Annotated in this window: 20 protein-coding genes and 1 riboswitch; of the genes, 7 read left to right on the top strand and 13 right to left on the bottom strand. The window is 62.5% G+C overall.

The window, feature by feature from the left end; genetic code table 11:
* Positions 1-86: 86 nt before the first annotated feature.
* The 4 genes from DRB19_RS18400 to DRB19_RS18385 all read right to left on the bottom strand — a co-directional run bounded on the left by DRB19_RS18400 (position 87) and on the right by DRB19_RS18385 (position 4,161).
* Complete coding sequence (locus tag DRB19_RS18400; RefSeq protein WP_114187488.1) at positions 87-995, bottom strand: N-acetylglucosamine kinase; 909 nt, start codon at positions 993-995, stop codon at positions 87-89.
* Positions 996-1,028: 33 nt separating this feature from the next.
* Positions 1,029-1,922: an N-acetylmuramic acid 6-phosphate etherase gene (locus DRB19_RS18395; RefSeq protein WP_114187487.1), complete on the bottom strand. Its 894-nt coding sequence runs from the start codon at positions 1,920-1,922 to the stop codon at positions 1,029-1,031.
* A 103-nt stretch (positions 1,923-2,025) separates the two neighbouring features.
* On the bottom strand, positions 2,026-3,051 hold the full coding sequence (locus DRB19_RS18390) for a serine hydrolase domain-containing protein (RefSeq protein WP_114187486.1): 1,026 nt from the start codon (positions 3,049-3,051) through the stop codon (positions 2,026-2,028).
* Between the two features lie 12 nt (positions 3,052-3,063).
* A complete protein-coding gene (locus DRB19_RS18385) occupies positions 3,064-4,161 on the bottom strand; it encodes an anhydro-N-acetylmuramic acid kinase (RefSeq protein WP_114187485.1) in 1,098 nt (365 codons plus the stop codon).
* A 139-nt stretch (positions 4,162-4,300) separates the two neighbouring features.
* Here DRB19_RS18385 and DRB19_RS18380 point away from each other — a divergent pair, with 139 nt between their 5' ends.
* From DRB19_RS18380 to DRB19_RS18370, 3 genes are all read left to right on the top strand, one after another.
* Entirely contained in the window at positions 4,301-5,800 is a 1,500-nt protein-coding gene (locus tag DRB19_RS18380; RefSeq protein ID WP_114187484.1) for an ABC transporter substrate-binding protein, read from the top strand.
* A gap of 68 nt (positions 5,801-5,868) precedes the next feature.
* Complete coding sequence (locus tag DRB19_RS18375) at positions 5,869-6,816, top strand: ABC transporter permease (protein WP_114187483.1); 948 nt, start codon at positions 5,869-5,871, stop codon at positions 6,814-6,816.
* A gap of 4 nt (positions 6,817-6,820) precedes the next feature.
* Positions 6,821-7,645, top strand: coding sequence for an ABC transporter permease (locus DRB19_RS18370; protein ID WP_114187482.1), 825 nt, complete (start codon positions 6,821-6,823; stop codon positions 7,643-7,645).
* Between the two features lie 53 nt (positions 7,646-7,698).
* Here DRB19_RS18370 and DRB19_RS18365 read toward each other — a convergent pair whose 3' ends face one another.
* Genes DRB19_RS18365 through DRB19_RS18345 form a run of 5 tightly spaced genes read right to left on the bottom strand, consistent with a single transcriptional unit; the run spans position 7,699 to position 12,772 of the window.
* Positions 7,699-8,766, bottom strand: coding sequence for a Gfo/Idh/MocA family oxidoreductase (locus DRB19_RS18365; RefSeq protein ID WP_114187481.1), 1,068 nt, complete (start codon positions 8,764-8,766; stop codon positions 7,699-7,701).
* 15 nt (positions 8,767-8,781) lie between these two features.
* Entirely contained in the window at positions 8,782-9,915 is a 1,134-nt protein-coding gene (gene nagA / locus DRB19_RS18360; protein WP_114187480.1) for an N-acetylglucosamine-6-phosphate deacetylase, read from the bottom strand.
* Positions 9,915-10,967, bottom strand: a complete 1,053-nt coding sequence (locus DRB19_RS18355; RefSeq protein WP_245439643.1) for an SIS domain-containing protein — start codon at positions 10,965-10,967, stop codon at positions 9,915-9,917. The genes nagA and DRB19_RS18355 overlap by 1 nt, the downstream gene beginning before the upstream one ends.
* A complete protein-coding gene (locus DRB19_RS18350; protein ID WP_114187478.1) occupies positions 10,960-11,745 on the bottom strand; it encodes a GntR family transcriptional regulator in 786 nt (261 codons plus the stop codon). Before DRB19_RS18350 ends, DRB19_RS18355 begins: the two co-directional genes overlap by 8 nt.
* Positions 11,726-12,772, bottom strand: coding sequence for a glucosamine kinase nucleotide-binding domain-containing protein (locus tag DRB19_RS18345; RefSeq protein ID WP_245439641.1), 1,047 nt, complete (start codon positions 12,770-12,772; stop codon positions 11,726-11,728). Before DRB19_RS18345 ends, DRB19_RS18350 begins: the two co-directional genes overlap by 20 nt.
* Positions 12,773-12,999: 227 nt before the next feature.
* On the opposite strand from DRB19_RS18345, the gene DRB19_RS18340 reads away from it, so the two are divergent.
* From DRB19_RS18340 to DRB19_RS18325, 4 genes are all read left to right on the top strand, one after another.
* Positions 13,000-14,289 carry an ABC transporter substrate-binding protein gene (locus tag DRB19_RS18340; RefSeq protein WP_114187477.1) on the top strand — a complete coding sequence of 430 codons (1,290 nt, stop codon included), beginning with the start codon at positions 13,000-13,002 and terminating at the stop codon, positions 14,287-14,289.
* A 61-nt stretch (positions 14,290-14,350) separates the two neighbouring features.
* Positions 14,351-15,310 (top strand): carbohydrate ABC transporter permease, encoded by a 960-nt coding sequence (locus DRB19_RS18335; RefSeq protein WP_114187476.1) that lies wholly within the window; start codon positions 14,351-14,353, stop codon positions 15,308-15,310.
* A gap of 10 nt (positions 15,311-15,320) precedes the next feature.
* Positions 15,321-16,151, top strand: a complete 831-nt coding sequence (locus DRB19_RS18330; RefSeq protein ID WP_114187475.1) for a carbohydrate ABC transporter permease — start codon at positions 15,321-15,323, stop codon at positions 16,149-16,151.
* A gap of 27 nt (positions 16,152-16,178) precedes the next feature.
* Positions 16,179-17,291, top strand: coding sequence for an ABC transporter ATP-binding protein (locus DRB19_RS18325; RefSeq protein ID WP_114187528.1), 1,113 nt, complete (start codon positions 16,179-16,181; stop codon positions 17,289-17,291).
* 67 nt (positions 17,292-17,358) lie between these two features.
* Here DRB19_RS18325 and DRB19_RS18320 read toward each other — a convergent pair whose 3' ends face one another.
* The 4 genes from DRB19_RS18320 to thiB all read right to left on the bottom strand — a co-directional run bounded on the left by DRB19_RS18320 (position 17,359) and on the right by thiB (position 23,124).
* Complete coding sequence (locus tag DRB19_RS18320) at positions 17,359-19,662, bottom strand: putative bifunctional diguanylate cyclase/phosphodiesterase (protein ID WP_162815749.1); 2,304 nt, start codon at positions 19,660-19,662, stop codon at positions 17,359-17,361.
* 186 nt (positions 19,663-19,848) lie between these two features.
* Entirely contained in the window at positions 19,849-20,550 is a 702-nt protein-coding gene (locus DRB19_RS18315) for a thiamine ABC transporter ATP-binding protein (RefSeq protein WP_114187473.1), read from the bottom strand.
* Positions 20,537-22,114, bottom strand: coding sequence for an ABC transporter permease subunit (locus tag DRB19_RS18310; RefSeq protein WP_147021856.1), 1,578 nt, complete (start codon positions 22,112-22,114; stop codon positions 20,537-20,539). Before DRB19_RS18310 ends, DRB19_RS18315 begins: the two co-directional genes overlap by 14 nt.
* A 5-nt stretch (positions 22,115-22,119) precedes the next feature.
* Positions 22,120-23,124 (bottom strand): thiamine ABC transporter substrate binding subunit, encoded by a 1,005-nt coding sequence (gene thiB, locus DRB19_RS18305; RefSeq protein ID WP_114187471.1) that lies wholly within the window; start codon positions 23,122-23,124, stop codon positions 22,120-22,122.
* Positions 23,125-23,191: 67 nt separating this feature from the next.
* A riboswitch (TPP riboswitch) is annotated at positions 23,192-23,298 on the bottom strand.
* Positions 23,299-23,535: the final 237 nt, after the last annotated feature.

Raw genomic sequence — 23,535 nt, 5'->3', positions numbered from 1 at the left:
AATTTCATTCAAACGTGAGCTTCACCGACACGAGTCTTGGCCGAGGTTGGAGGATTGCGCAACCCGCTCCGGTAACGCTTCACGCCTCATGCCCGGTTGAGGGTCGCGGCCAAGCGAGCTGCCGTTAGGGCAGCATCGATCTCGCTGGAGATGAACTCCACGGGCGCGACGAGCTGTCGGCGAAACGCGTCCGTGAGGACGCCGTGAAGTCGGGAGCTGCCGCCCACTAGGGCGACAGGGCGCGGGCCGAGGCGTTTGAGCAGGCAGTTGGCGAGCCGGGCCAGTTCCACGCCGGCATCCTCCAGGATATGGAGTGCCGTTGGGTCGCCTTTGACGGCCGCTTCCCCGACCGCGCGGGCCAGGGAGCCGATCTTCCCGCGATCGCCCCCATACACGAAGGAACGCACCGTATTCCAATCCGTGCCGCCGAGGGCCTCGGCCACGGCGGTGCCGAGACCAGTCTCCCAGCCGTCTCCAGGCCGTTCCTCCTCGGCTCGAAGAATAGCCCGCAAGGCTTCCCGAGCGATCCAAAAGCCCGAACCCGCATCGTCGATCAGGTTGCCGCGTCCGCCGACCCGGATCACCTCCTTGGTGTCGGACAGGTAGTACCCGATGGAGCCTGTGCCGCTATAGACCAGGATGCCTTCGCCCAGGGCGAAATAGGACAGGTAGGCGATCCACATGTCCTCCGCGACGAATACCTTCTCCTCGGGCAGCCGGAACGCCCTCGACAGGATGCCGCGCATCGTGGCTTGGGCGGGCGTCTCCTGCGTCAGACCGGTAATGCCTGCGATAATCCCTAGGGGCTTGCCGGCCCTAGCGACCGTCACGGCCATTCCAGAAACGATCTGCTGTGCGCGCTCTTCCGCGGTGGGCGAAAAGAGGTGACCCGTCAGCGGCTCGACCGACCCTTGGGCGACGCATTCGCCGCTCGACTCCACCAGTCGCCAACGTGTCGCCGTACCCCCTGCGTCGATGCCGAGCCCCAGCGCCATGACATTCCTGCTTTCTCGCTCAGTTGCCCAGCGTCAGGGTTTCGTCTTGGCGATCTCTGCCAATGCTTCGCGCAGGTTGCCCCCGTGGCGGGTCAGGGTCGCCTGGGCGTCCGATGCTTGCGATCCCAGGGCGATGAGGGCTGCCGTCTTCAGGTCTCCGTCGGCTTGGCCGAGAGCCTCGATAGCGGTGGCGTCGTCGCAGCCGGTGATCTGGGACACCATGATCTCGCTGCGACGGCGCAGTTTGGCGTTCGTCGCGCGCATGTCGACCATGAGGCCGCCATAGACACGGCCCAGGCGCACCATGATCAGGCTGGACAGCAGGTTGAGGATCACCTTCTGGGCCGTGCCGGCCTTCATGCGGGTCGAGCCGGCAATCACTTCCTCGCCGGTTTCGGCCAGGATCGGATGCGAGCAGGCCTCAAGGATCGGCGCGCCGGCGTTGTTCGAAACGCCGATGGTCTGGGCCCCGCGCGAACCGGCTTCTTTGAGCGCCGCGATGGTAAAGGGCGTGCTGCCGCTCGCCGCAGCGCCGATGACCACGTCGTTCGGGCCGATCTCGGCTTTCCTGATCCCTTCAGTTCCCTCTTCGATGGAATCTTCGGCGTTTTCGACGGCGCGTATGATGGCCCCTTCGCCGCCGGCGATCAGATAGATCAGCTTGTCATCCGGCCAATTGAATGTAGGCGGGAGTTCCGTGCCATCCTGCACGCCGATGCGGCCCGAGGTGCCAGCGCCCACATAGACGAGGCGTCCACCCTGGCGCAGCCGCGCCGCAGCCTCCTCGGCCGCAGCCGCGATGGCCGGAAGCGCAGGCCTGACAGCGGCGACGGCGGAGAGTTGTCCCTCGTAGAATGCGGAAAGAATGTCGAGGCTGGGCCAGGAATCGAGCCCCTGGAAGCGTGTGCTGAAATTTTCGGTGGTCATTATGATGAGCTTTCTTGCAGACCAGTATAGGTCCAGTTTCAAACGTCAGCAACGATTCCTGAACCCTCTGAGGGCACTGTTCACGGCCTTTCAAGCAACGTGATTAAGACTGGGGCCGCGCATCGAAGAACGCGGTCACCTGCTCGCCCGTTGCCCGGCGCAGGGCCATAATCCCGGTATCCCTGTGGCGTGACGGATGAACCCGGTTCGTCAGAAGCGACCACGCAATTCCGCGATCAAAATCGATCCATAGCCCGGTGCCTGTAAAGCCCGTATGACCGATGGTGACGGATGAGCAGGCATCGCCGCCATGCCAGCCCGGATAGGAGCCCTCCCAGCCGACGGTGCGCTTGTCCGATTCGCGTGTTTTGATGGCTTTCAGCGATTCGCCCGAGAGGCCGGAGCCATCGAGGAGCGAGAACGCATAATCGAGCACCGCGTCGATGGTGCCAAAGAGTCCCGCATGCCCTGCGGCTCCGCCGAGCGCGAATGCATTCTCGTCATGCACCTCGCCGCGAATCACACGGCCACGCCAGGTGCATCTTTCCGTCGCGGCGCACCGGTTCGGATCAGGCTGGAACGAGAAGCCGGGAGGCAGCGGCTGGTCGATCAGCGGCTTGCCAGTGATGCGCTCGATGGCGATACCGAGCAGCATATAGTTGATGTCGGAGTAGACGGCCGGCCCGCTCTGCCACACACGCTGGAGGATGAAGGCGCGAAGCGTCTCAGGATCCTGGCCATAGGTATACAGCGGCTCGACCGCCGGAAGATGGGTCTGATGGGCGAGGCACTGCCGGAACGTGAGACGCCGCTCGGCGGCATTCATGTCGTACTGGCGCAAATCCGGAATGACTGTCGTCAGCGTGTCGTCAAGGCCGATCCGGCCCGCTTCGACAAGCTTCAGGACCCTTGTCGTGGTGAAGATCACCTTGGTGAGCGACGCGAGGTCGAACCAGGTTTCACGGGATGCCTCCTCGCGCTTCGGCTCGATCTGCGCACACCCGGCCCAGCGCACCGCGCGCTCGCCTCGCGCCGTTACAGCGCCGAGAACCGCACAGGGGATCAGGTTGTCCTGAACGGACGTAGCGGCAGGCCCGAACGCCTGCTCGATGATGGTCGTGAGTGACATTGTCTTAAGGCTTTACGCGGCGCGATGCAGCTCGCCCCCCGGCATGGGATGGGGTACGCCCGTCGTGGTCGGAAGGCTCAGAGGCAATCCTTGAGTGGAGCGCACCGCAAGATATCCAAAGGCTTGGGCCTCGAGGAAGTCGCCATCCCATCCGACAGCTTCGACAGGATCGACGCTCACAGCCAATCGCTCGTGCAGGCGCTTCATGAAATGCGCGTTGCGTCGCCCGCCTCCAGTGACGAGCCATCGCTGCGGCGGGCGCGGAACATGGCGCAGGGACGCGATGACGGATTCCACCGTGAAGGCCGCGAGAGTCGCAGCGCCATTCTCGTCGGAGAGCGCTTCCACACCCTTGGCGCGTGCGTGAAAATCCTGCCGGTCAAGGGATTTCGGGGCAGGGCGGTCGAAGTAGGGATTGCGCATGAACTCGGCCACAAGTTGTTCGTCCACGACGCCGGAGGCCGCGAGCTGGCCATTCTCGTCGAAGGCCAGTCTGCGCCTGCGAAGCACGAAATCGTCCAGCAGGGCGCTGGCGGGTCCTGTGTCGAATGCGATCACCACATCGCCGTCGATGTAGGTCACGTTGCCGACGCCGCCGAGATTGAGGATCATCACTGGTTGGGCGAGGTCGCTTGCGAGCGCCCGGTGATAGAGCGGCACGAAGGGAGCTCCTTCGCCGCCGGACGCCACATCCGCATGGCGAAAGCGCGAGACCGTATCGATCCCGAGTTCCCGCGCCACGCGGGCGCCAACGCCGAGCTGGCGCGTGAAGCGGATCTCAGGGCGGTGATAGACCGTCTGGCCGTGAAAGCCGATGAGGCTGACGTCCGCCGGCGCAATGCCGGCCTCGTTCATGAAGCGGCGGATCGATTCGATATGCGCGTCGGTCACAGCCTGGTCGAGATCGTCCAGGGGCTCGCTTTGCGCCCGCGCCGGCTCGGCGATCAGTTCCTGGAGACGCCTTCTTAGATCGTCCGCATAGGAGAAGGTCCGCCCCGGCCCCGGCTTGACGATCGTATCGCCGTCCGTTTCCACGATGGAAACGTCGATGCCGTCCATCGACGTGCCGCTGATCACGCCAATCGCTTTCACAGTCGAACGCTGCACCATAGTTCCTCCAGTAGATCCGGCATTTCAGGCGACCATACCACAGGCATTCAGGTGGTCCAGAGTGGTATGATATTGGACCATGACAGGCCTGCTATGATGCCCTATAAATTCCGGGCGGCTTGAAAGGGAGAAAACACGCATGTTCCGGTCAGCACTGCGCGGCGCCATGGGCGCAGGTTTCATGGCGGCGGCAATGGCCTCAGCCTCGGCTCAGGTTCTGGAGATTGGAGCCGATCTTGGGCCGACCGGCCTCGATCCGCATCTCATCACCGCGTTTCCGAGCTTCATGGTGGTGAATGGCAATATCTATGAGGGCCTCACATCCATCGACAAGGACCTGAAGGTCGTTCCCGGTCTCGCCGAATCCTGGACCGTTTCGCCGGACGGCAAGACCTATACGTTCAAGCTGCGCTCGAGTGTGAAATTCCATGACGGCTCCGCCCTGGAAGCGGAGGACATCGTCTCCACCATCAAGCGCGTGCAGAGCAAGGACATCGCTTCGCCCCTCGCTAGCCGCCTCTCGGCCATTGAGAGCGCCAATGCGGTCGATCCGCAGACCGTCGAGCTGAAGCTCAAGGAGCCGTCAGCGCCGCTCCTGGCATCGCTCGCCACGATCGCGGTCGTGCCGAGTTCGGTCGAAACCAACAAGGATGCGCTTCAGAAGCAGCCGGTCGGCACAGGCCCGTTCAAGTTTCAGGAGTGGCAGCCCAACGGCTTCATCCTGCTCGCCAAGAACGAAGCCTATTGGCAGCAGGGCCTGCCGAAGCTCTCAGGTCTCAAGTTCAACATCGTGCCGGAATCCGCCACCCGTCAGGTGGGTCTGACCAACGGCCAATATGCGCTTCTGCCGCACATCGACGCGGCGACCGCCCTGCAACTCAAGGGTAAGCCGGGTATAAGGCTCGGAGAGACGCTCGATCTCGCCTATGCGCTCATCGGCATGAACGTCTCGAAACCGCCCTTCGATAACCCGAAGGTGCGCGAGGCCGTGAATTACGCCGTCAACCGGCAGGAGATCGTGGATGCGGCGCTCTTCGGAGCAGGCGTCCCGGGTGGTCCGCTCTCACCGGCCCTCAAATCGTGGGCGCTCGATGTGAAGGAATATCCCTGCTACACCCCGGATCCGGCGAAGGCGCAGGCGCTGCTGAAGGAATCGGGCGTCGCGCTGCCGATCACCGTCACCATGAACGTCCTGCCGCGCCAGGATATCAAGGACGTTGCGCAGGTGGTGCAGGAACAGCTCAACAAGGTGGGCTTCAAGGTCGAGTTGAAGAACCAGGAGCAGGGCCAGTTCATTCAGGATTGGCGCAACAGCAACTTCGACATGTTCGCCTCGCTCAATGCGGGCAATGCCGATCCGGACGAGTATTTCTACCGCACCTTCCGCACCGGCGGCTCGACGAACGTGTTCAAGTACTCGGACCAGGAAATCGATCAGCTTCTCGACAGCGCCCGCACCCAGCAGGATCAGGCAGCCCGCAAGGCGGCCTATGACAAGGTGCAGCGCAAGCTCGCCTGCTCCGGACCGGCCGTCCATGTGAGTTACGGCACATTGTTCTCCGCCATGCGCGACAAGCTGCAAGGATACGAGGTCATGCCGAACCGCTCGCTCATGAGCCTCGGCAAGGCCGCGTACTAATCCTCTAAGCCATCGCTCCGGCGTCGTGTCAGCACGACGCCGGAGGTTTCATTGAAGTCCTTTGTCCGATGAACCGAGCCCTGCTCTCGCGCCTTGTCGATCTGGTCGTCGTCCTGTTCGGCGTCTCGATCATCGTGTTCCTGATGATCCGGCTCATTCCGGGCGACGCGGTCGCGATCATGCTCGGGGCCAACACGGAAATCACCCCTGAGCGCATGGCGGAACTCAAGAGCCGCGTGGGCCTCGACCGCCCCATGGTGGAGCAGTACCTGCTCTGGGCGGGTGCGGCCCTGCGAGGCGATTTCGGCACGTCCCTTTGGACAGGCCGGCCCGTCTCCACGGAAATCATGACGCATCTCTGGCCGACCCTCGAGCTGACGTTCCTGTCCCTTCTGGTCGGCGCGGTGTTGGCGGTTCCGGTCGGATGTCTCATGGCGCAAACCCGGGGTGGGGCGGCGGATGTGGCTATGCGGGTCGGCGCGATTGCAGGCCTGACGATCCCGTCCTTCTGGCTCGGCATCGTGCTGATCCTTCTTCTCTCCAGTCTTGCCCCAAGTTTCGCGTCGCTCGGGTACGTGCCGTTCTCGGAAGATCCCGTAGGCAACCTCCAGCGCATGCTGCTGCCGTCCCTGGCTCTCGCCCTGCCGATCCTTGCGAACCTGTCGCGCCTGGTGCGCTCGGCAATGCTTGATGCCCTGGGGCAGGACTACATTCGCACCGCTCGCGCCAAGGGCCTTGCCGAACGTCAGGTGGTCTACAAGCACGCGCTGCGCAATGCGCTCATCCCGTTTCTTACCAGCGTCGGCATCATGACCGGCTATCTGCTTGGCGGTGCTATCGTGGTCGAGCAGGTCTTCGCCATTCCGGGCCTCGGCCGCCTCATCCTCGGCGCCATCGCAGAGCGCAACTATCCAGTCATCCAAGCCACCATCCTGGTGGTGACGGCAGGCTTCGTGATCGTGAATTTCCTGGTGGATTTGCTCTACATTCTCGTCGATCCTCGCGTGAGGGCCTAAAGCCGTGTCGCGTCTGGCCAAGAACAAGCTTTTAGCCTTTGCGCTTCTTCTCGTGGCACTCCAGCTGGTGCTCGCCATCGGGGCGCCGTTGTTTGCTCCTTATGACCCCATGGCGCAGAGCGTCGCGCGTCGCCTGCGCGGGCCGACGGAACTCAACTGGCTCGGCACCGACCAGCTGGGCCGGGACGTGCTGACCCGGATCCTCTATGGCTATCGCACCTCCCTCATCGCCTGCCTGCTGGCGGTGAGCATTGCGCTGCTGGCAGGCGGCACGCTCGGGCTGGTTTCGGCCTATTACCGAGGCTGGCTCGACCGGATCATCATGCGCATCATGGACGTGCTCTTCGCTTTCCCGGTCATGCTGCTGGCCATCGGCATCATCGCGGTCCTAGGGCCGCACACTTACAGCGCGGCGGCGGCCATCGCGGTTGTCTACACGCCGATTTTCGCCAGACTCCTGCGCGGCCCCGCGCTTGTGCTTTGCGAGAGCGAGTATGTGGCCGGCGCAAGGGCCATCGGGGCGTCGGATGCACGCATCATCTTCCTGCACATCCTGCCGAACCTCGCCTCGGTCATTCTGGTCCAGACAAGCCTTCTGCTCTCCGCCGCCATTCTGGTCGAGGCATCCCTGTCGTTCTTAGGCCTTGGCACGCAGCCGCCGACGCCGTCGCTGGGACTGATGCTGTCGGAAGGGCGCAACTTCCTCCAGCTTTCGCCCTGGAGCGCGGTCTTTGCCGGGTTCGCGATCCTGTTCCTGTCCTTCGGCTTCAACCTGCTGGGCGATGCCCTGCGCGACACCCTCGATCCGCGTCTACGGGGGCAGTCCTAACGCATAGCGCGGAAACATGAATCCCGGTTTCCCGCGCCAAACGATGCGCCACTCTAGAGCGTGACGACGCGTCCAGTGCGCACTGCCTCGTCGGCCGCCAACACGATCCTCAAAGATCTGACCGCGTCGTTCATGTGGTCCGTCAGGTCCAGGTCCTCATTGATGGCGCGCAGCAGGTAACGCTGCTCCCGCTCGCACAGCGCGTCATGGTCCGGCTCGTCGGCCGTGTCGATCCGCTCATCCGCCCGGGCGAAGGTGCCGTCGGATTTCAAATCCGCGTGGTGCAGCAGGATCTGGTTGGTCTTGGTGTGGGCATTGATGTCCGCCGATTTGATATCGCCGGCGGTCTCGGCCATGACAATGCTGACGCTGCCCTTCGGGCCGATTACATCCTTCACGAAATAGGCCGTCTCGCTCATCATCGGGCCCCATCCTGCCTCATACCAGCCGACAGAGCCGTCATCGAAGGTTACATGCAGGTGGCCATAATTGTACATGCCGTCCGGCATGTCGTCGGTGAGCCGCGTTCCGACCCCATGAACCTGAACAGGCTTGGCGCGGGTGATCTGGCACATCACGTCCACATAGTGCACGCCACAATCGACGATGGGCGACAGGGATTGCAGCAGGCGCTTGTGAGCGTCCCAGGCTGGTCCGCTCGATTGCTGGTTGAGGTTCATGCGAAAGACGTGCGGCGTCCCGAGCGTCCGGGCGATCTCGATGAACTTCATCCAGGAGGGATGATGGCGCAGGATATAGCCGATAACGAGCTTGCGTCTCAACCGGACGGCCGTTTCCACCACCCGCGCCGCATCCGCCACAGTGTCGGCCAGGGGCTTTTCCACGAACACATGCGCTCCCGCCTCCATGGCCTTGATGGCGTAGGGGGCGTGTGTGTCGGACCAAGTGTTGATCGACACCACGTCGGGCTTGAGGGTGGCAAGCGCCTCCTCGAACTCCGTGAAGCGCCTTGCGCCCTGCAGGTCGGCCGGGAGCAATAGGTCCTCGATGTTGCGCGTGCAAAGGCCCACGACCTCGAAGCCTTCGATGCGCGAATAAGCAAGCGCATGGGACATGCCCATGTTGCCCAGCCCGACAACCAGAACTTTCTTAGGACTCATCGACAATCCTTTGCCTCAGTCGCTTTCGCCGTCGATCCAGGTCTGCCGCACATGCAAGCCCTCATCGAGGAGCACGAGGCTCGCCCGGTAGCCCGCCGCGATTCGGCCGAGTTCATGATCGAGCCGCAGGAATGTGGCTGGCACAAGGGATGCCATGCGCAGCACGTCCGGCAGGCCGAGGCCCAGTCGGTTGACGCTGTTTCTTACAGCGCTCGCCATGTCGAGATCGGAGCCTGCGAGCGTTCCGTTCGCCGTCGTCAGCTTCCCGTCCCGCCGGTAGATCGTCCGACCATGCAGCTCGAAACTTGTGAGATCCGTTCCAGTCACCGACATGGCATCCGTCACGAGCATCATGTGATCCGTGCCCTTGGCCGCGATGGCGATGCGAAGAGCCGCGTCGCTCACGTGATGACCATCGACGATCAGGCCGCACCAGGTTCCGTTGCTGTCGAGCGCTGCGCCCACCGGACCGGGGTCTCGTCCGGCGAGGGGCGGCATGGCGTTGAAGAGATGCGTGAAGCCCCGCAGGCCATTGCGGCAGGCCTCCATGATCGTGGCATAATCGCCCGCCGTGTGCCCGGCGCAGACCAGGACGCCGGAGGCGGCCAGTCGGGAGACGGCTTCCATGCTGATGCGCTCGGGCGCAAGCGTCACGAGGGTGCGGCCCTCCTTGAGAGAGGTCAGGATGGCGATGTCCTCATCATCCAATGGGCGCATGTAGTCGGGGTTATGGACGCCCTTGCGCTCGGGATTGATGAAGGGGCCTTCCACATGGATGCCAAGAACGCCAGGAACGCCCATGGCCAGCGCTTGACGCATGGCGTCCACGGCCTCGGCCATGCGCTCGCGGGTATCGGTGATGAAGGTCGGCAGCAATCCCACGGTGCCATAACGCCGATGCGCTTCGGCAATGGTTTGCAGGCCCTCGACCGTGCGTATGTCGTTGTATAGAACGCCGCCCCCGCCATTCACCTGCACGTCGATAAAGCCAGGCGCCAGGAGGCCATCGACGCGACGCTGCTCGATGCCGGCGCCGAGATCCTTTTCGTGCGCCAAGCCGACGATGCGCCCCTCCCGGACGACGACGGCATGTACTTCGAGGATGTGATTGCCGTCGAATACGCGAGCTCCCGTGAGCGCGAAGGTCATCACACGGTCTCCGTCACCTTGCGCAGGCGGGGAGGGTTGTCCGGATTGCGTCCACGCGCCAACGCAATGGCGTTCACGAGCGGATAGAAGCTCTGGATCATGGCGATCGGCGCGATATACGGATGGATATTTTCGATCGACGGCAGCATGACGGACGCCGGGCCTTCGGCCGCGCCGGCGACCACCACAGGGACGCCCTGCTCGTTGAGCTTGGTCACCAGATCGTTCACCCCGCCCAACGTCTCGTCCCGCTGGCTGAGCACCAGGATCGGGAAGTGATCGCCGGCCAGGGTCCAGGGTCCGTGCATCAGCTCGGCGGCGCTCATGGCCTCGGCATGAACGCCCGAGGTTTCCTTGAGTTTAAGGGCCGCTTCCTGAGCGACCGCAAAGCCCACGCCGCGTCCGACCACGAAGAGGTTGTTGGCATCTGACAGAAGCGGGAGCGCCTCTGACCAGTCCGTGTTGGACGCCTGTTCGAGCACCCCTGGCAGCGTCTCGACGGCGGCGAGCAATTCCCGATCCTGCGACCAATGGGCGACGAGCTGGAGGCCTGCCGCAAGCGCTGCGATGAATGACTTCGTGGCCGCAACGCTCTTTTCCTGTCCGGCGTGAAGCGGCAGTACCACTTCGCAGGTGGACGCGAGGGGAGACGTCGTGTCGTTGACGAGGGCAACCGTCAGCGCGCCGTCCTCGCGTCCCGCATTGGCAAGATTGAGGATGTCCGGGCTACGGCCGGATTGCGAAACGGCCAGGAACAGCGCATCGCGCATCCGGGGCCGCGCCTCGTAGACCGACGTGACCGAGGGGCCGACGGAGGCCGTTACGAGCCCTGAATGGATCTCCAGTAGGTACTTGGCGAAGGTCGCAGCGTTGTCCGAGCTGCCCCGCGCGCAGGTCACCGCGAAGGGAGGCGGCGAGGCGCGAAGGCGCTCCCCAAGCTCTCGGCACAGGCTGGCGTTGCTCTCAATCAGGCGGGCGACAACCTGCGGAGCTTCGCGGGCTTCACGGAGCATGGCCGTCATAGAGGAGGTAGCTTCGTTTGTATCAGACATCGTCACTCTGTGTTCGGTCAGGCTGGCTGATGGTCAGCTCGGCCACGAAATCATAGGCATCGCCCCGGTAATAGGACGAGGTGAACTCAACCGCTTCGCCCGCCGTGGTGAACGAGCGACGCTCGATATAGAGGGCGGGGCTTAAGGGAGGAACCTTCAGGAGCTTGGCCTGCTCCTCCGACAGAAGCACCGCGTGGAGCCGTTGCAGGGCGCGGCTCGGCACGATGCCCTGCTCCTGCAGGACGGCGTAAAGCGATTGCTTGACAAGGGCCGGGTCGGGCAGGAAGCGGCTCGGCACCACCGCGTGCTCAATCGCCATCGGGATTCCATCCGCGAGACGCAGGCGGTTGACCCGGCTCACCATCTCTCCCGGCGAAAGGCCAAGCGCCATGAGTTCGTTCGGCGCGGCCTGTCCCATGGAGCGGCTCAGCAACACAGTGGAGGCCGGCAAACCTCGGGCGGACATGTCGTCGGTAAAACTCGACAGGCGCGAGAGCGGTTGTTCCAGGCGCATCTGCGGCGCGATGAAGGTGCCCGATCCCCAGCGTTGGACGAGAACGCCCTTTTTGACGAGCCCGGTAATCGCCTTGCGGACCGTGACGCGTGAAATTCCCAGCTGCTTGGCGAGGTCCCGTTCTCCCGGAAGAGCATCGTCCGGCTTGATCGAGCCTTTCCGGACTGCTTCCTCGATGGATTGCTGCAGCTGCAGATAAAGGGGTGTTGGGTTTGCTTCATCGAGCGAGATCGGGGACAGGATTTCAGGCGCTTGCTCGGCCATTGGCGCCTCCGTGATCGGTTGCGCGCGCCAGCAGGATAGCGCCGTCGAGAGCATCCGCGGACGGCGGCACGATGACCTGCTGCAGCGGCGGCGGAAGCCATGGTCGCAAAGGATCGGAAAGCCCACCGAAAATGCACAGGGCCGGCGCTCCAAGATCCAGAAGGCGTGTTGCGATCAAGGCCATCTCGGCGGCTGCGCCTCGAATAAGCTCAAGGCCGAGCGGATCTCGCTGCAGGGCATGTTTCAAAACCAGCGGCGCGTAACCGGCATAGTCGCTCGGACGGGCCTTGCCGACCCAATCGACAAGTCTCTCCGGATCGTTGCCGAACTCGGCTAGGATCAGGTTGGACAGGGGCGTAGAGGGAATGCGTCCGTCATAGGCCCAGATCACACGGCGAAGAGCTTCGCGCCCGATGGAAGCGCCGCTGCCTTCGTCGGAGATCTCGAAACCCCAACCGCCCACATAATGGCGCTTGCCGCCGACACTGCCATATCCACACGAGCCCGTGCCGACGATGAGAATTGCTCCGTCCCCACCCCCGAAGGCGCCAAGCCACGCCGTATGGGCATCCGTGTCGATAGCAAAGGACGCGAAGGGGTGCTGCCGGGACAGCAGCCATTCGACAGCGCTGGCTTGCCCGGCTCCCGCAGCCCCCATACCGGCTTGAATTCGTTTAAGGTCCGTCTCCTGCAACCCGGCTTGGTCGAGCGTCTCCCGGCACGCCGTCAGGATCGAGTTCCAGACCAGCTCCGGGTCGAGGCGAATATTGGAGGGACCACCCGTTCCTTCGCCCAACAACTGGCCCTGCGCGTCGCGCAGGCGCGCCCGGCATTTGGTGCCGCCGCCGTCGATGCCGAGGAACAGGGATTCTCTCATGGATCTGTCGTGGATTGCCCGGGAAAAGAGGGTCGTTTTGAGCACGACACCATGCCACTTAATGTCCAGTTCGGGAAGGGCCGCAGGATCGAAATTGCCTTCTTGGGTTTGTGGGGCCTGGACCATGGCGTTCAAGAGTAAAGCGGCCACGAATAGGATCATGGTTCTAGAAGGCGTAGCTGCGGGGATCTTGTGGATCCCGCTTTCGGGCGATACCAATATGAGGTCACTTGTCCGCAGCCATTTCCGGTGAAACAGTTGAGTTGGACAACCGGAGACCCCGCGAGAACGCAGCAAAAGCCGTGCGGGACAAGTCGAGGGATGCATAACAGGGCGTTTCCAGGCGCCGTCAGATCGAGAATGGAGGAAGAATAACGATGGGACCTCTTCGCACCAAAGCCGTCCTGCGCCGTGCAGGGCACCTTCTCGCCACGGCCTCGCTCGCCGCGGCCGCCATGGCGTTTGCCAACGCCGCCTCCGCGCAGACGCTCACGATAGAGAGCTGGCGCAATGACGACGCAGATGTGTGGAACACCAAGATCATTCCAGCCTTCAACAAGCAGCACCCGAACATCAAGGTTCAGTTCAAGGCGGATCCCCCGACCGAGTATAACGCCGCTCTCAACGCGCGCCTTGCAGGCGGCACCGCCGGCGACCTCATCACCTGCCGTCCCTTCGACGCCTCGCTCGACCTGTTCAAGAAGGGGCAGCTCGTCTCCGTCAACGACGTGAAGGGGATCGAGAATTTCTCCGAGGTGGCCAAGAGCGCCTGGTCCACGGATGACGGCAAGACCACCTTCTGCATGCCCATGGCGTCGGTCATTCACGGCTTCATCTATAACAAGGAAATCTTCGACGAGCTGAAGCTGACGCCTCCCAAGACCGTGAAGGAATTCCACGCGGTTCTCGACAAGATCAAGGCAGACGGCAAGTATACCCCTATCGCCATGGGCACCGCTGATCAGTGGGAGGCCGCTACCATGGGCTTCCAGAACATCGGCGTGAATTATTGGAAGGGCGAGGAAGGCCGAAAAGCTCTGATCGAGGGCAAGCAGAAGTTCACCGATCCGGCCTATGTGCAAGCCTTCGCCGAACTCGCCAGCTGGGCTCCCTATATGGGCGACGGCTATAAGGCGCAGAAGTATCCGGACACGCAGAACCTCTTCACGCTCGGTCGCGCCGCGATCTATCCGGCAGGCTCCTGGGACGTTCCGATCTTCCGCAAGCAGGCAGACTTCGAGTTTGACGCCTTTGCGCCGCCGGTGCCGGATGGGGCCGGCAAGTGCTACATCAGCGACCACACGGACATCGCCCTCGGGATCAACGCCAAGTCCAAGAACCAGGAGGCCGCCAAGACGTTCCTGACCTGGATCGCGTCTTCCGAGTTCGCTGATATCTATGCGAACGAGCTGCCGGGCTTCTTCCCGCTCTCGACCGCGAAGATCACCGTCAAGGATCCGGTTGCGGCCAAGTTCGCAAGCTGGCGCGGGACCTGCGAGAGCTCAATCCGCAACTCCTACCAGATCCTATCGCGTGGCACGCCCAATCTTGAGAACGAGCTCTGGAATGTAAGCGCTCAGGTTCTCAACGGCACCATGAAGCCCGAAGAGGCCGCCAAGAAGGCGGAAGACGGGCTTGCGAGCTGGTACGAGCCGCACAAGAAGTAAGGTTTTGGGCGGGCTGTCTCACAAGGCAGCCCGCCTCCTGCTTCACTGACGGGTGATCAGCATGTCCGATATCGCGGCCACGAACGTGCAGGCGGGAAGCGTCCCGGAGCGCTCCCGCTTTCCTCTGCATATTGCAGTGTTCCTAGCGCCTGCTCTGATCATCTACACGATCTTCTCGATCTACCCTCTGGTCGATACGATCCGCTTGAGCCTCTATGCGGGCGACGAGACCGGCGCGCGCCATTTCGTCGGCCTGGGCAATTTCGTGACGCTCCTGACCGACCCTGCCTGGTCGGGCCAGTTCTGGAACGCACTTGGAAACAACCTCATTTTCTTCGCCATTCACATGGTGGTGCAGAACGGCATCGGCCTGGGACTCGCCATGCTGCTCAGCCTGCCGCGCCTGACCGGCGGCAGCATCTATCGCACGCTCCTGTTCCTGCCGACCATGCTGTCCGTGGTCATCATCGGGTTCATCTGGCAGCTGATCCTCAACCCTCTCTGGGGCATTGCCCCGACCCTGCTCAAGGCTGTTGGACTGGGAAGCCTCTTTGGACCCTGGCTCGGGCAGGAATCGACCGCGCTCGTGACGGTGTCGTTGATTTCCGTCTGGCAGTTCGTCGGCATCCCGATGATGCTGATTTATGCGGCCCTGATCAATATTCCCGATGACCTCATGGATGCGGCGACCGTGGATGGGGCAGGACCCTTCAGCGTGTTCTGGTTCGTGCGGCTGCCGCTGATCCTGCCCACGCTCGGCGTCGTGTCGATCCTAACCTTCGTGGCGAACTTCAACGCCTTCGATCTGATCTACGCCGTGAAGGGCGCGCTGGCGGGACCGAACTTCTCCACCGATATTCTCGGCACGTTCTTCTACCGCACCTTTTTCGGATACCAGCTTCAGGTCGGAAGCCCCACCATGGGGGCGGCGGTGGCCACCGCCATGCTGATCGTCATCCTGCTGGGCGTACTGATCTATCTCTTCGGCGTGCAGCGGCGGCTGCAGCGGCATACATTTTAAGGGCCCGACAATGCCGACCATACGACCGGGCCGCATCGCCGTTCATATCGCTCTAATCCTTTATCTGGCCCTGGCCATCGGACCTATCGTCCTCATCCTCATCAACGCGTTCAAGACCCGGCGCGCCATCTTTGCCGACCCGCTCGGTCTTCCAAATAGCCAAACCTTCACCGCCATCGGGTTCGACCGCGTCTTCGCCAACTCGGATTTCGGCCTCTATTTCCTCAACAGTCTTACGGTGACGGTGGTCTCACTAGGGCTGATCATCCTGATCGGTGCCATGGCCGCCTGGGCGCTGACCGAATACCGCTTTCGCGGCAACACGATTTTGAGCCTCTACCTCGCCATTGGCATCATGGTGCCGATTCGCCTCGGCAGCGTCAGCATCCTGCGGATGATGGTGGACCTCAATCTCGTCAACACCCTGACGGCGCTCATCCTCGTCTATGTGGCGCAAGGCCTGCCCCTGGCGATCCTCATCCTGGGCGAATTCATCCAGCAGATCCCGAAGGACCTGCGCGATGCCGCCCGCTGTGACGGGGTGAGCGAGTACCGCATCTTCGGCAGCATCATTCTGCCCCTCATCCGCCCAGCCATTGCGACGGTCGCCGTGTTCACCATGGTGCCGATCTGGAACGACCTCTGGTTCCCGCTAATCCTTGCCCCCGGGGCCGGGAAGCAGACGGTCACCTTGGGGGTGCAGCAATTCATTGGCCAATACGTGACGGATTGGAATGCCGTGCTGGCGTCTCTCACCTTGGCCATCGCGCCCATTCTCGTTCTCTACCTTCTCTTCTCGCGCTATCTCGTCCGTGGCCTGACGGCAGGTGCGGTCAAGTGATGGCGGTTCTTGACAGGTTCGACCTTCATGGCTGACGTCTCTCTCCACGGCATTGCAAAGTCTTTTGGTCCAGTCGAAATCCTGCATGATATCGACCTGAGAGTGAACGACGGGGAGTTCGTGGTTTTCGTCGGACCCTCCGGCTGCGGCAAGTCCACCCTGCTGCGGATTATCGCCGGTCTTGAGACGGTGAGCGCAGGCGAGATCCGGATCGGCGGAAGACGCGTCAACGAGATGCCGCCGGCCGACCGCAAGATCGCGATGGTGTTCCAGTCCTACGCGCTCTACCCGCACATGAGCGTCTACAAGAACATGGCCTTCGGGCTGAAATTCGCAAAGACCAACAAGGCGGAGGTGGACCGTCGCGTCCGCCAGGCGGCCGAGATCCTGAAGTTGTCCCATCTTCTCGACCGCAAGCCGCGGGAATTGTCCGGCGGCCAGCGGCAGCGCGTTGCCATTGGACGCGCGATCGTGCGGGAGCCCAGTGTCTTCCTGTTCGACGAGCCGCTCTCGAACCTCGATGCGGCGTTGCGCGTCAATACCCGTCTCGAGATCGCCAAGCTCCATCGAGAGCTGGGTGCGACCATGATCTACGTGACCCACGATCAGATCGAGGCCATGACCCTGGCATCGAAGATCGTGGTTTTGAACCATGGTCGCATCGAGCAGGTTGGAGCTCCGCTCGATCTCTATCATGCTCCCCAGAACCTCTTCGTGGCTGGATTCATCGGCTCGCCGCGGATGAACTTCATCAAGGGGCAGGTGCGATCCGTGGATGAGCGCGGCGCCTTGATCGCCTTTGCGGGAACCGAGGCCCTGGTGCAGGAGGCTCACGGCCGGCTTGCGAAAGGCGATGAGATCACCTTGGGAATTCGACCAGAGCATATGGCGAGCGAGGGACCTCAAACGATCCCTCTTGAGGGAGAGATCGACGCCGTCGAGCGGCTCGGAGAGGCAAGCTTCGTTTATATGAAACTGACGGGCGGCGACGATGTCATCGTGCGCTCGTCCGGAGACATCGACGCATCTCCGGGAGAGCGGTTCGCGGCTCATGTTCCGGTCGGCGCCCTGCATGTGTTCGATGCGTCGGGTCAGGCAGTTCAGATCCAAAGCCGGGTGGCAGCAAGAAGCACGTCTTGATGGCTACCTCGTGGTCGCTTCCGAAGGGCGGGCCCCGCCGGCTGGGCGACCTCATCGGCACTGCCATTCATGTCGGTGAATGCTGGGTGTGGCTGCTCGTTCTGCGCTCCAGAAAGAACGGCACCTGCGCGGCTTCCATCGGAGGGGAGTAGAGGTTTCCCTGCGCCTGCGGGCAGCCTCTGGACCGCAGGTGCTCGGCTTGATCGAGCCGTTCCACGCCTTCGGCCACCACGACCATGCCCAGGCTTCTCCCGAGGTCGATCACTGCATGGACAATGGCCGCGCTGTCGGCGTCCTCCGCCAAGTCCTGGATGAAGCTTCGGTCGATCTTGATGTCGTCGATCGGAAAGCGCTTGAGATGGATGAGCGAAGCGTAGCCCGTGCCGAAATCATCCAACGCGATCCTCACGCCAGCCTCCTGAAACTGCTTCAGGGCCATGAGGACGTGCGACGCATTGCGCTCCAGAAAGACCGTTTCGGTGATTTCCACCGCCAAACGCTCAAATGGAATATCGGCTGCCTGCAGGATATCGAGAAAGCGCTTGGTGAGGCCGACCCAATTGAACTGAGCCGTCGCTAGATTCACGGCGATCCGGCCGCACTCGACATTGTGGTCGAGCCATATCCGGATATCGGCGGCTATGCGTCTGATCATATATTCGCCGAATGCGATCGACAGCTCTGGGTCTGCGAAAGCGGCCTGAAACGAGGCTGGCGACAGGACGCCCTGGACAGGATGCCGCCAGCGCGCCAACGCTTCGAAGCCCACGACCTCGCCGGTCATAAGGTCCACCTTGGGCTGGTAGAAGGGAACGATCTGCCCGGATCGCAGAGCTTCATAGATCTCGTCGGTCTCCGTCTCCTGCTGGAGATGCTGCCGCATACCGGGAGCGTAGACGACGGCTCTGTTACGCCCGAGCGACTTGGCGGCTTGAACGGCGAGGTCTGCATCCTTCAGGAGATCAGAGGGCTGTCTGTCATGGTCCGGATAGCTAGCGATGCCGATGCTGGCCTGTACGGTCAGGACACGACCCCCGTGCTCGAAGGGCTGTTTCAGGTCCGTCAGGATGTGGTCCGCCAGAGCCTGCGCATCCTCTGGCTTTGCCGAGCCGGTGAGGATGATGACGAACTCGTCGCCGCCCAGTCTGGCAACGATGTCGTAATCGCGCGCCAGAAGGCTTATGCGGCTGGCCGCATGCCTGAGGAGAGCATCTCCCACATCGTGACCAAGCGTTTCATTGATGCTCTTCAGCCGGTCCAGGTCGAGAAGAAGGAGCGTCACGCTGGAGCCGCCCTGCTCGGCCTGAGCCAGAACCTGCTCCAACCGGCTCTGGAAGAAGGCTCGGTTGGGAAGACCCGTCAGGGGATCATGGCTTGCCACGCGCCAGACCCGCTCCTCGGCGGACTTGCGATCCGTAATATCGACCACCGCCGACAGGATATGCGTGACGCCACTTAAGGAAATCGGCATGCCAGCGAGAAGCACCGTATGAACCGAGTTGTCGGCCAAGCGGATCTGCGTCTCGAAGTTGCTCGTCTGCCCGTCCTTCATCACGCGGGCGAGAAACGCGCTCCGATCATCGGGATTGACGTAGAATTCGTCCGTTGATCGAATGCCGAGGGTCTCGAGTGCGGCTCCTACGTAGCGCGCGGTAGCGTCGTTGGTTGCAACCAGACTGCCGTCCATTTTCGTGACGAGCAGCGGGATCGGCACCGTCTTGAACATGATCTCGAACATTGCCCTGCTGTCGGCAAGGTCCTTGTTGGCATCCCGTAGGGCCTGAGTGGCCGACCACTCCATGCGCTGGAGACGGTTCGAGCGCGCCACCACCAGGAATAAGGCCACGTTCAGCATGATCATCGCAAGGATGAGCCCGGCCGTCGTCGGGCTTGTATGGTCATGGAACAGATACCCGATGAGCATCATGCCGCTGCATCCGACACCGGATGCGACTGACCAGCGGAATGAGGTCGGAACCGCAAGATAATAGATCGACGGCAACATCAGCACGACGAAGAGGGCCAGATCGCTGTGGGAGCTGACAAGAACCGCGACCGCCGCCGCGTTAATCCACTCCCAGGCTATCATCGTCGCCTGGGCCTGCTGAAAAGTGGTCGCCCGCCCAACGATCCACGAACACCCGAGCGCGACCAGCACGACGATGCAGCGTGCCTGTACGGCGATATAGAAATGAGGCTCTCCATAGAACCGCCAGTCGCTGATGAAGAAAAGCGTGTTGAGAATGGCCGAGAGGAGAAACAGGAGCCGGACATGCCGAAGGGTCTCGGGCAGGCGCTCGGACTGAAACGCCGCTTCGCGCGTAGGGTCGAGAAACTCGCCGCCAAAAGGTGTCAGATTGGGTGAGGACATTAACGTCATAATATGACACAGGGCTGAAGGTCTCGTTAACGATCGTCTCTGCCGAGGAACGTTAATCCTATCGGATGTCCGAGGACCCGCCCAAGGATATAAAGTTTGCCTCGGCCGAAACTTTGCCCTGTGTCGATAATGACGAGGTATGGGCCGTGGACGGCTTGATCGGCGATATATGACCCGTCACTCATCCAGAATGGATGCGGCGACTCTTGCGGCGAGCGGGCCTTGGAGGATATCCGCAGGCGTTCCAGACGCCGCGACCTCCCCGTGGGTTACGAAAGCCATCTGGTCGGCCAGATCGGCAACATCCTCCGGCGTATGGATCGTCATCACGATAGTGACGGGACGCCTGCGACGCAGCTCGTCCACAAGCTGCACCATGTCGCGGCGCAGCCCAGGATCGAGGCCGCTGAAGGGCTCGTCGAGAAGGATGAGCGGACGTCCTGAGATCAGGGCCCTGGCGAAGGCGACGCGTTGCCGCTGCCCGCCCGACATCTCCCCGGGTCTGCGTTGATCGAACCCGCTCAGCCCAACCGCATCCAGCATATCGGTCACGAGGGCGCGCTCCCGGCCGGTGAGACGCAACGACGGTTGCAGGCCAAGAGCGACATTCTGCGACGCGGTCAGGTGCGGGAACAGATTATGGTCTTGGAAGACGATGGCGACGGGACGCTCCGCCGGCGTGAGCGGCAGAAGGTCTTGGCCTGCAAAAGCCAACGTTCCGCTCTCGGGCACCTCGAAGCCGGCAATCATGTGCAGCAGGGTGGTCTTTCCGCCCCCCGAAGGACCGACGACTGCGCATAGATGGCCTGTCGGCACCTTCAGGGAGTAATTGGCCGTGAAGTCGGGCCAGGTGAGGCGGCAGCTTTCAATCAGCAGCATGGGACATCCGACCGGACACATGAGCAAGAAGGAAGGCCGCCAGAACGATGATAAGGCCGACGGCCGCGGCCTCATCCAGACGGTAGGATCCAAGGCGCTCATAGAGAAGATAAGGAAGGGTGCGCAGCTCTGCGCCGCCGAAGAGCGCGATGACGCCGAAATCCCCGAAGGAAAGAGCCATAGCCAGCGCGAAGCTCGCAACAAGGGGCCGTCTCAGCACCGGCCAGTCCACGATCCTCAGCTTCGTCAGGCCGGTCATGCCCAGGGAGGCCGCGAGGCGGCCGTAGCGCTCCTCGGTCGTCATCAGCCGGGGAGCGATATACCGGTAGGCGAATGGCAGGGCCGCAAGCCCATTGATGAGCGGCAGGAGGATCAATCCCGCCATCGCTGGATCGACAAAAGGCCGGATCATCAGGAAGAGGCCCGCCGTCAGTGCGAAGGGGGGCACTGCCAACAAGGAGTTGGGCAGGAAATCATAGACGGCCGCAAGGCGACGCGAGCGTGAAATCATCCGCCGGCGGGCCGCACTGGCCAGCGAGAGGGCGAGGCCGCATGCCACCAAGGCAGCCGCTGTAGCGATCGCGGCGCTGGTCGCGAACGCCTGGAGCAGATCGGCATCGACCACATCGAAGATGTTTCGAAGCCCCCTCAAGACGCTCAGGGCGAGCGGCGCGATGAACAGCCCGCCACCGACCAGGATGAGCGCATCAATGATCTTCAAGCGGCGATTGGCTTCGTCGGGTCGGCGCACCTGCGCGCGCATCGTATGGGTGGCAGGGGGCCTTGCGAACGCCCAGTCGAGAACCAACATCATGAACAGGCAGATCGCGAGCTGAATGAGCGCAAGCCAGGCCGCGCGGCCGAAATCGAGATCGATTTTCAGGGCTTCGTAGATCGCCACTTCGAGCGTTGCGCGACTTGGGCCCCCGCCGAGGGCGAGCACGATCGCGAAGCTCTTGAAGCACATCAAAAACACGAGGCCCGCGAGGCCTGCCAGCTCCGCTCGCAGGACCGGCCAGTCGAGATGACGGAAAGTCTGGGCGGGGGTGAAGCCGAGAGAGGCGGCCAAACGCCATTGCTCGGCCGGCACAAGGTCAAGGCCATCGAGCGTGATGCGCGCCACGAAAGGCGCGTTCAGAAAGACATGCGCGATGAGAATGCCCGGATAACCGAAGATGGTGAAGCTGCCGTTCCAGCCAAGCGCCCCAAGCGCCTCTGCAAGCCATCCGCTGCGTCCATAAACGGCCAATACGGCAAACACCGCCACAATGGTCGGCATCACCATCGTGATGCTCAACAGTGAGAGCACCACATCGCGCCCGAAGAAGCGACGCCGCGCCAAGGCCAGCGCCAGGGCAACGCCGAGCGCCAGGGACAGGATCGTCGAAAGACCGGCCTGAATCACCGAGAACGCCAGAACGCGGATCAGATAGGGACCGATGGAGAAAAGCGCCGGCTTTCCACCATCGACTGTCGCAAGAGCGATGAAGCTGCCTGCAACGAGCGCCGCAATGGCGAGCGCTGTCACGTTCCCGGGATGGGGCAGCCTGGATCGCAATTTCATGAAGCTCAGCGCGCCGCGGCGTTGAGCCAACCGTCGAGGAAGGCGCGGCGGTTCTGCTGGACTTCTTCCGGGGTGAACAGAAGGGCCTTGCTTGGCTGCACAAGGTCCTTGAAGGCGCCCGGCAAACCCGCCTGCGGAGTTTTTGCGGGCATCATCCAGTTGCCCTCCGGCATCGCCGACTGGAACGGCTCGCTCAGGACGAACACCATGAAGGTGCGGGCCAGCTCGGGCTGCTTCGTCGTGCGGGTCGCGCCGGCAAGCTCCACATGCAGGTAATGACCTTCGGAGAAGGCCGCTGCCTTATATTGATCCTTCTTCTCCGCCACCACGTGATAGGCGGGAGACGTGGTGTAGGACATGACCATGTCGGCTTCGCCCTTCATGAAGAGGCCGTAGGCTTCCGACCAGCCTTTGGTGAAAGTGACCACGCGGGGCTTGAGCTGCGCCCAGGCGTCGTCCGCCTTGTCTCCGTAGACCTGGCGCATCCACAGCAGGAAGCCGAGGCCCGGCGCGCTGGTGCGCGGATCCTGCAGCACGACCTTGGGGCCGTTGGGATTCTCGACGAGCTCCTTCAGGCTTTTGGGCGGATTGGCAAGCTTGGTGGAGTCGTACACGAAGGCCAGATACCCCCAGTCGAAGGGGATGAAAGTGTCGTCGGCCCACCGGATGGGGAGCGACAGGTCCTTCACGTCCGCACCGTGTGGGGCGAAGACGCCAAGGGCCTTTGCTTCGGCCGCGAGGTTCATGTCGAGGCCGACGACGACGTCGGCCTTCGTGGTCTCGCCTTCGAGGCGCAGACGTCCGACCAGGCTGCCTGCGTCCTCTGCCGTAACCCAGACGAGCTCGCAGGAGCAGGTTGCCTCGAAGCGCTCCTTGATGGTCTTGCCGGGACCGTATTTCCCCGCGAAGGAGCCGTAGGTGTAGACCGTCAAAGTCGGCTTGGCCTGCGCGTGGGCGATGCCCGTCGCGAAGCACAGCGAAAGACAGGCAAGGAGGAGGCGGCGTAACATCTAAGGATGCTCCCATGCTTGAGACAAGCCGGATCGGCGGCAAACTTGCAGGGGCGCAGCTAGATCTGCGGTATCGCATGCTCATTCCCTCCGCCGGTATGATCCGGATCAGGTTCGACGGGTCGACGGCCATGCCGTCTCTCAGCCTCGTATTGGGCTCCCCGTGAGACATCTTGCTTGTAGATCAGTTCGGTGGGCGGGACAAGCGCAGCGTTCCATCAGGCACTCCTGCGGGATTCGCGGATGACGTAGCGGAAAGGCTATCAATCGTATGAGGTTAGCGAGCGCTGGCTTAGACTTTCGGCGGTTTCGCCTTGCCGTCCAAATTGCCAAGTCTAGGCTCAGGACTCGTTAATTGAGGTAGAAGGCGACGGCCGCTGCGATGCAGATGGCTGAGAAGAAGGTGTGGGC

Source organism: Microvirga aerophila, assembly GCF_003332305.1.
In the GTDB taxonomy this organism is placed as follows: Bacteria; Pseudomonadota; Alphaproteobacteria; order Rhizobiales; family Beijerinckiaceae; genus Microvirga; species Microvirga aerophila.
The sequence above is the reverse complement of the archived record's forward strand: the minus strand, read 5'-3'. Positions and strand labels throughout refer to the sequence as shown.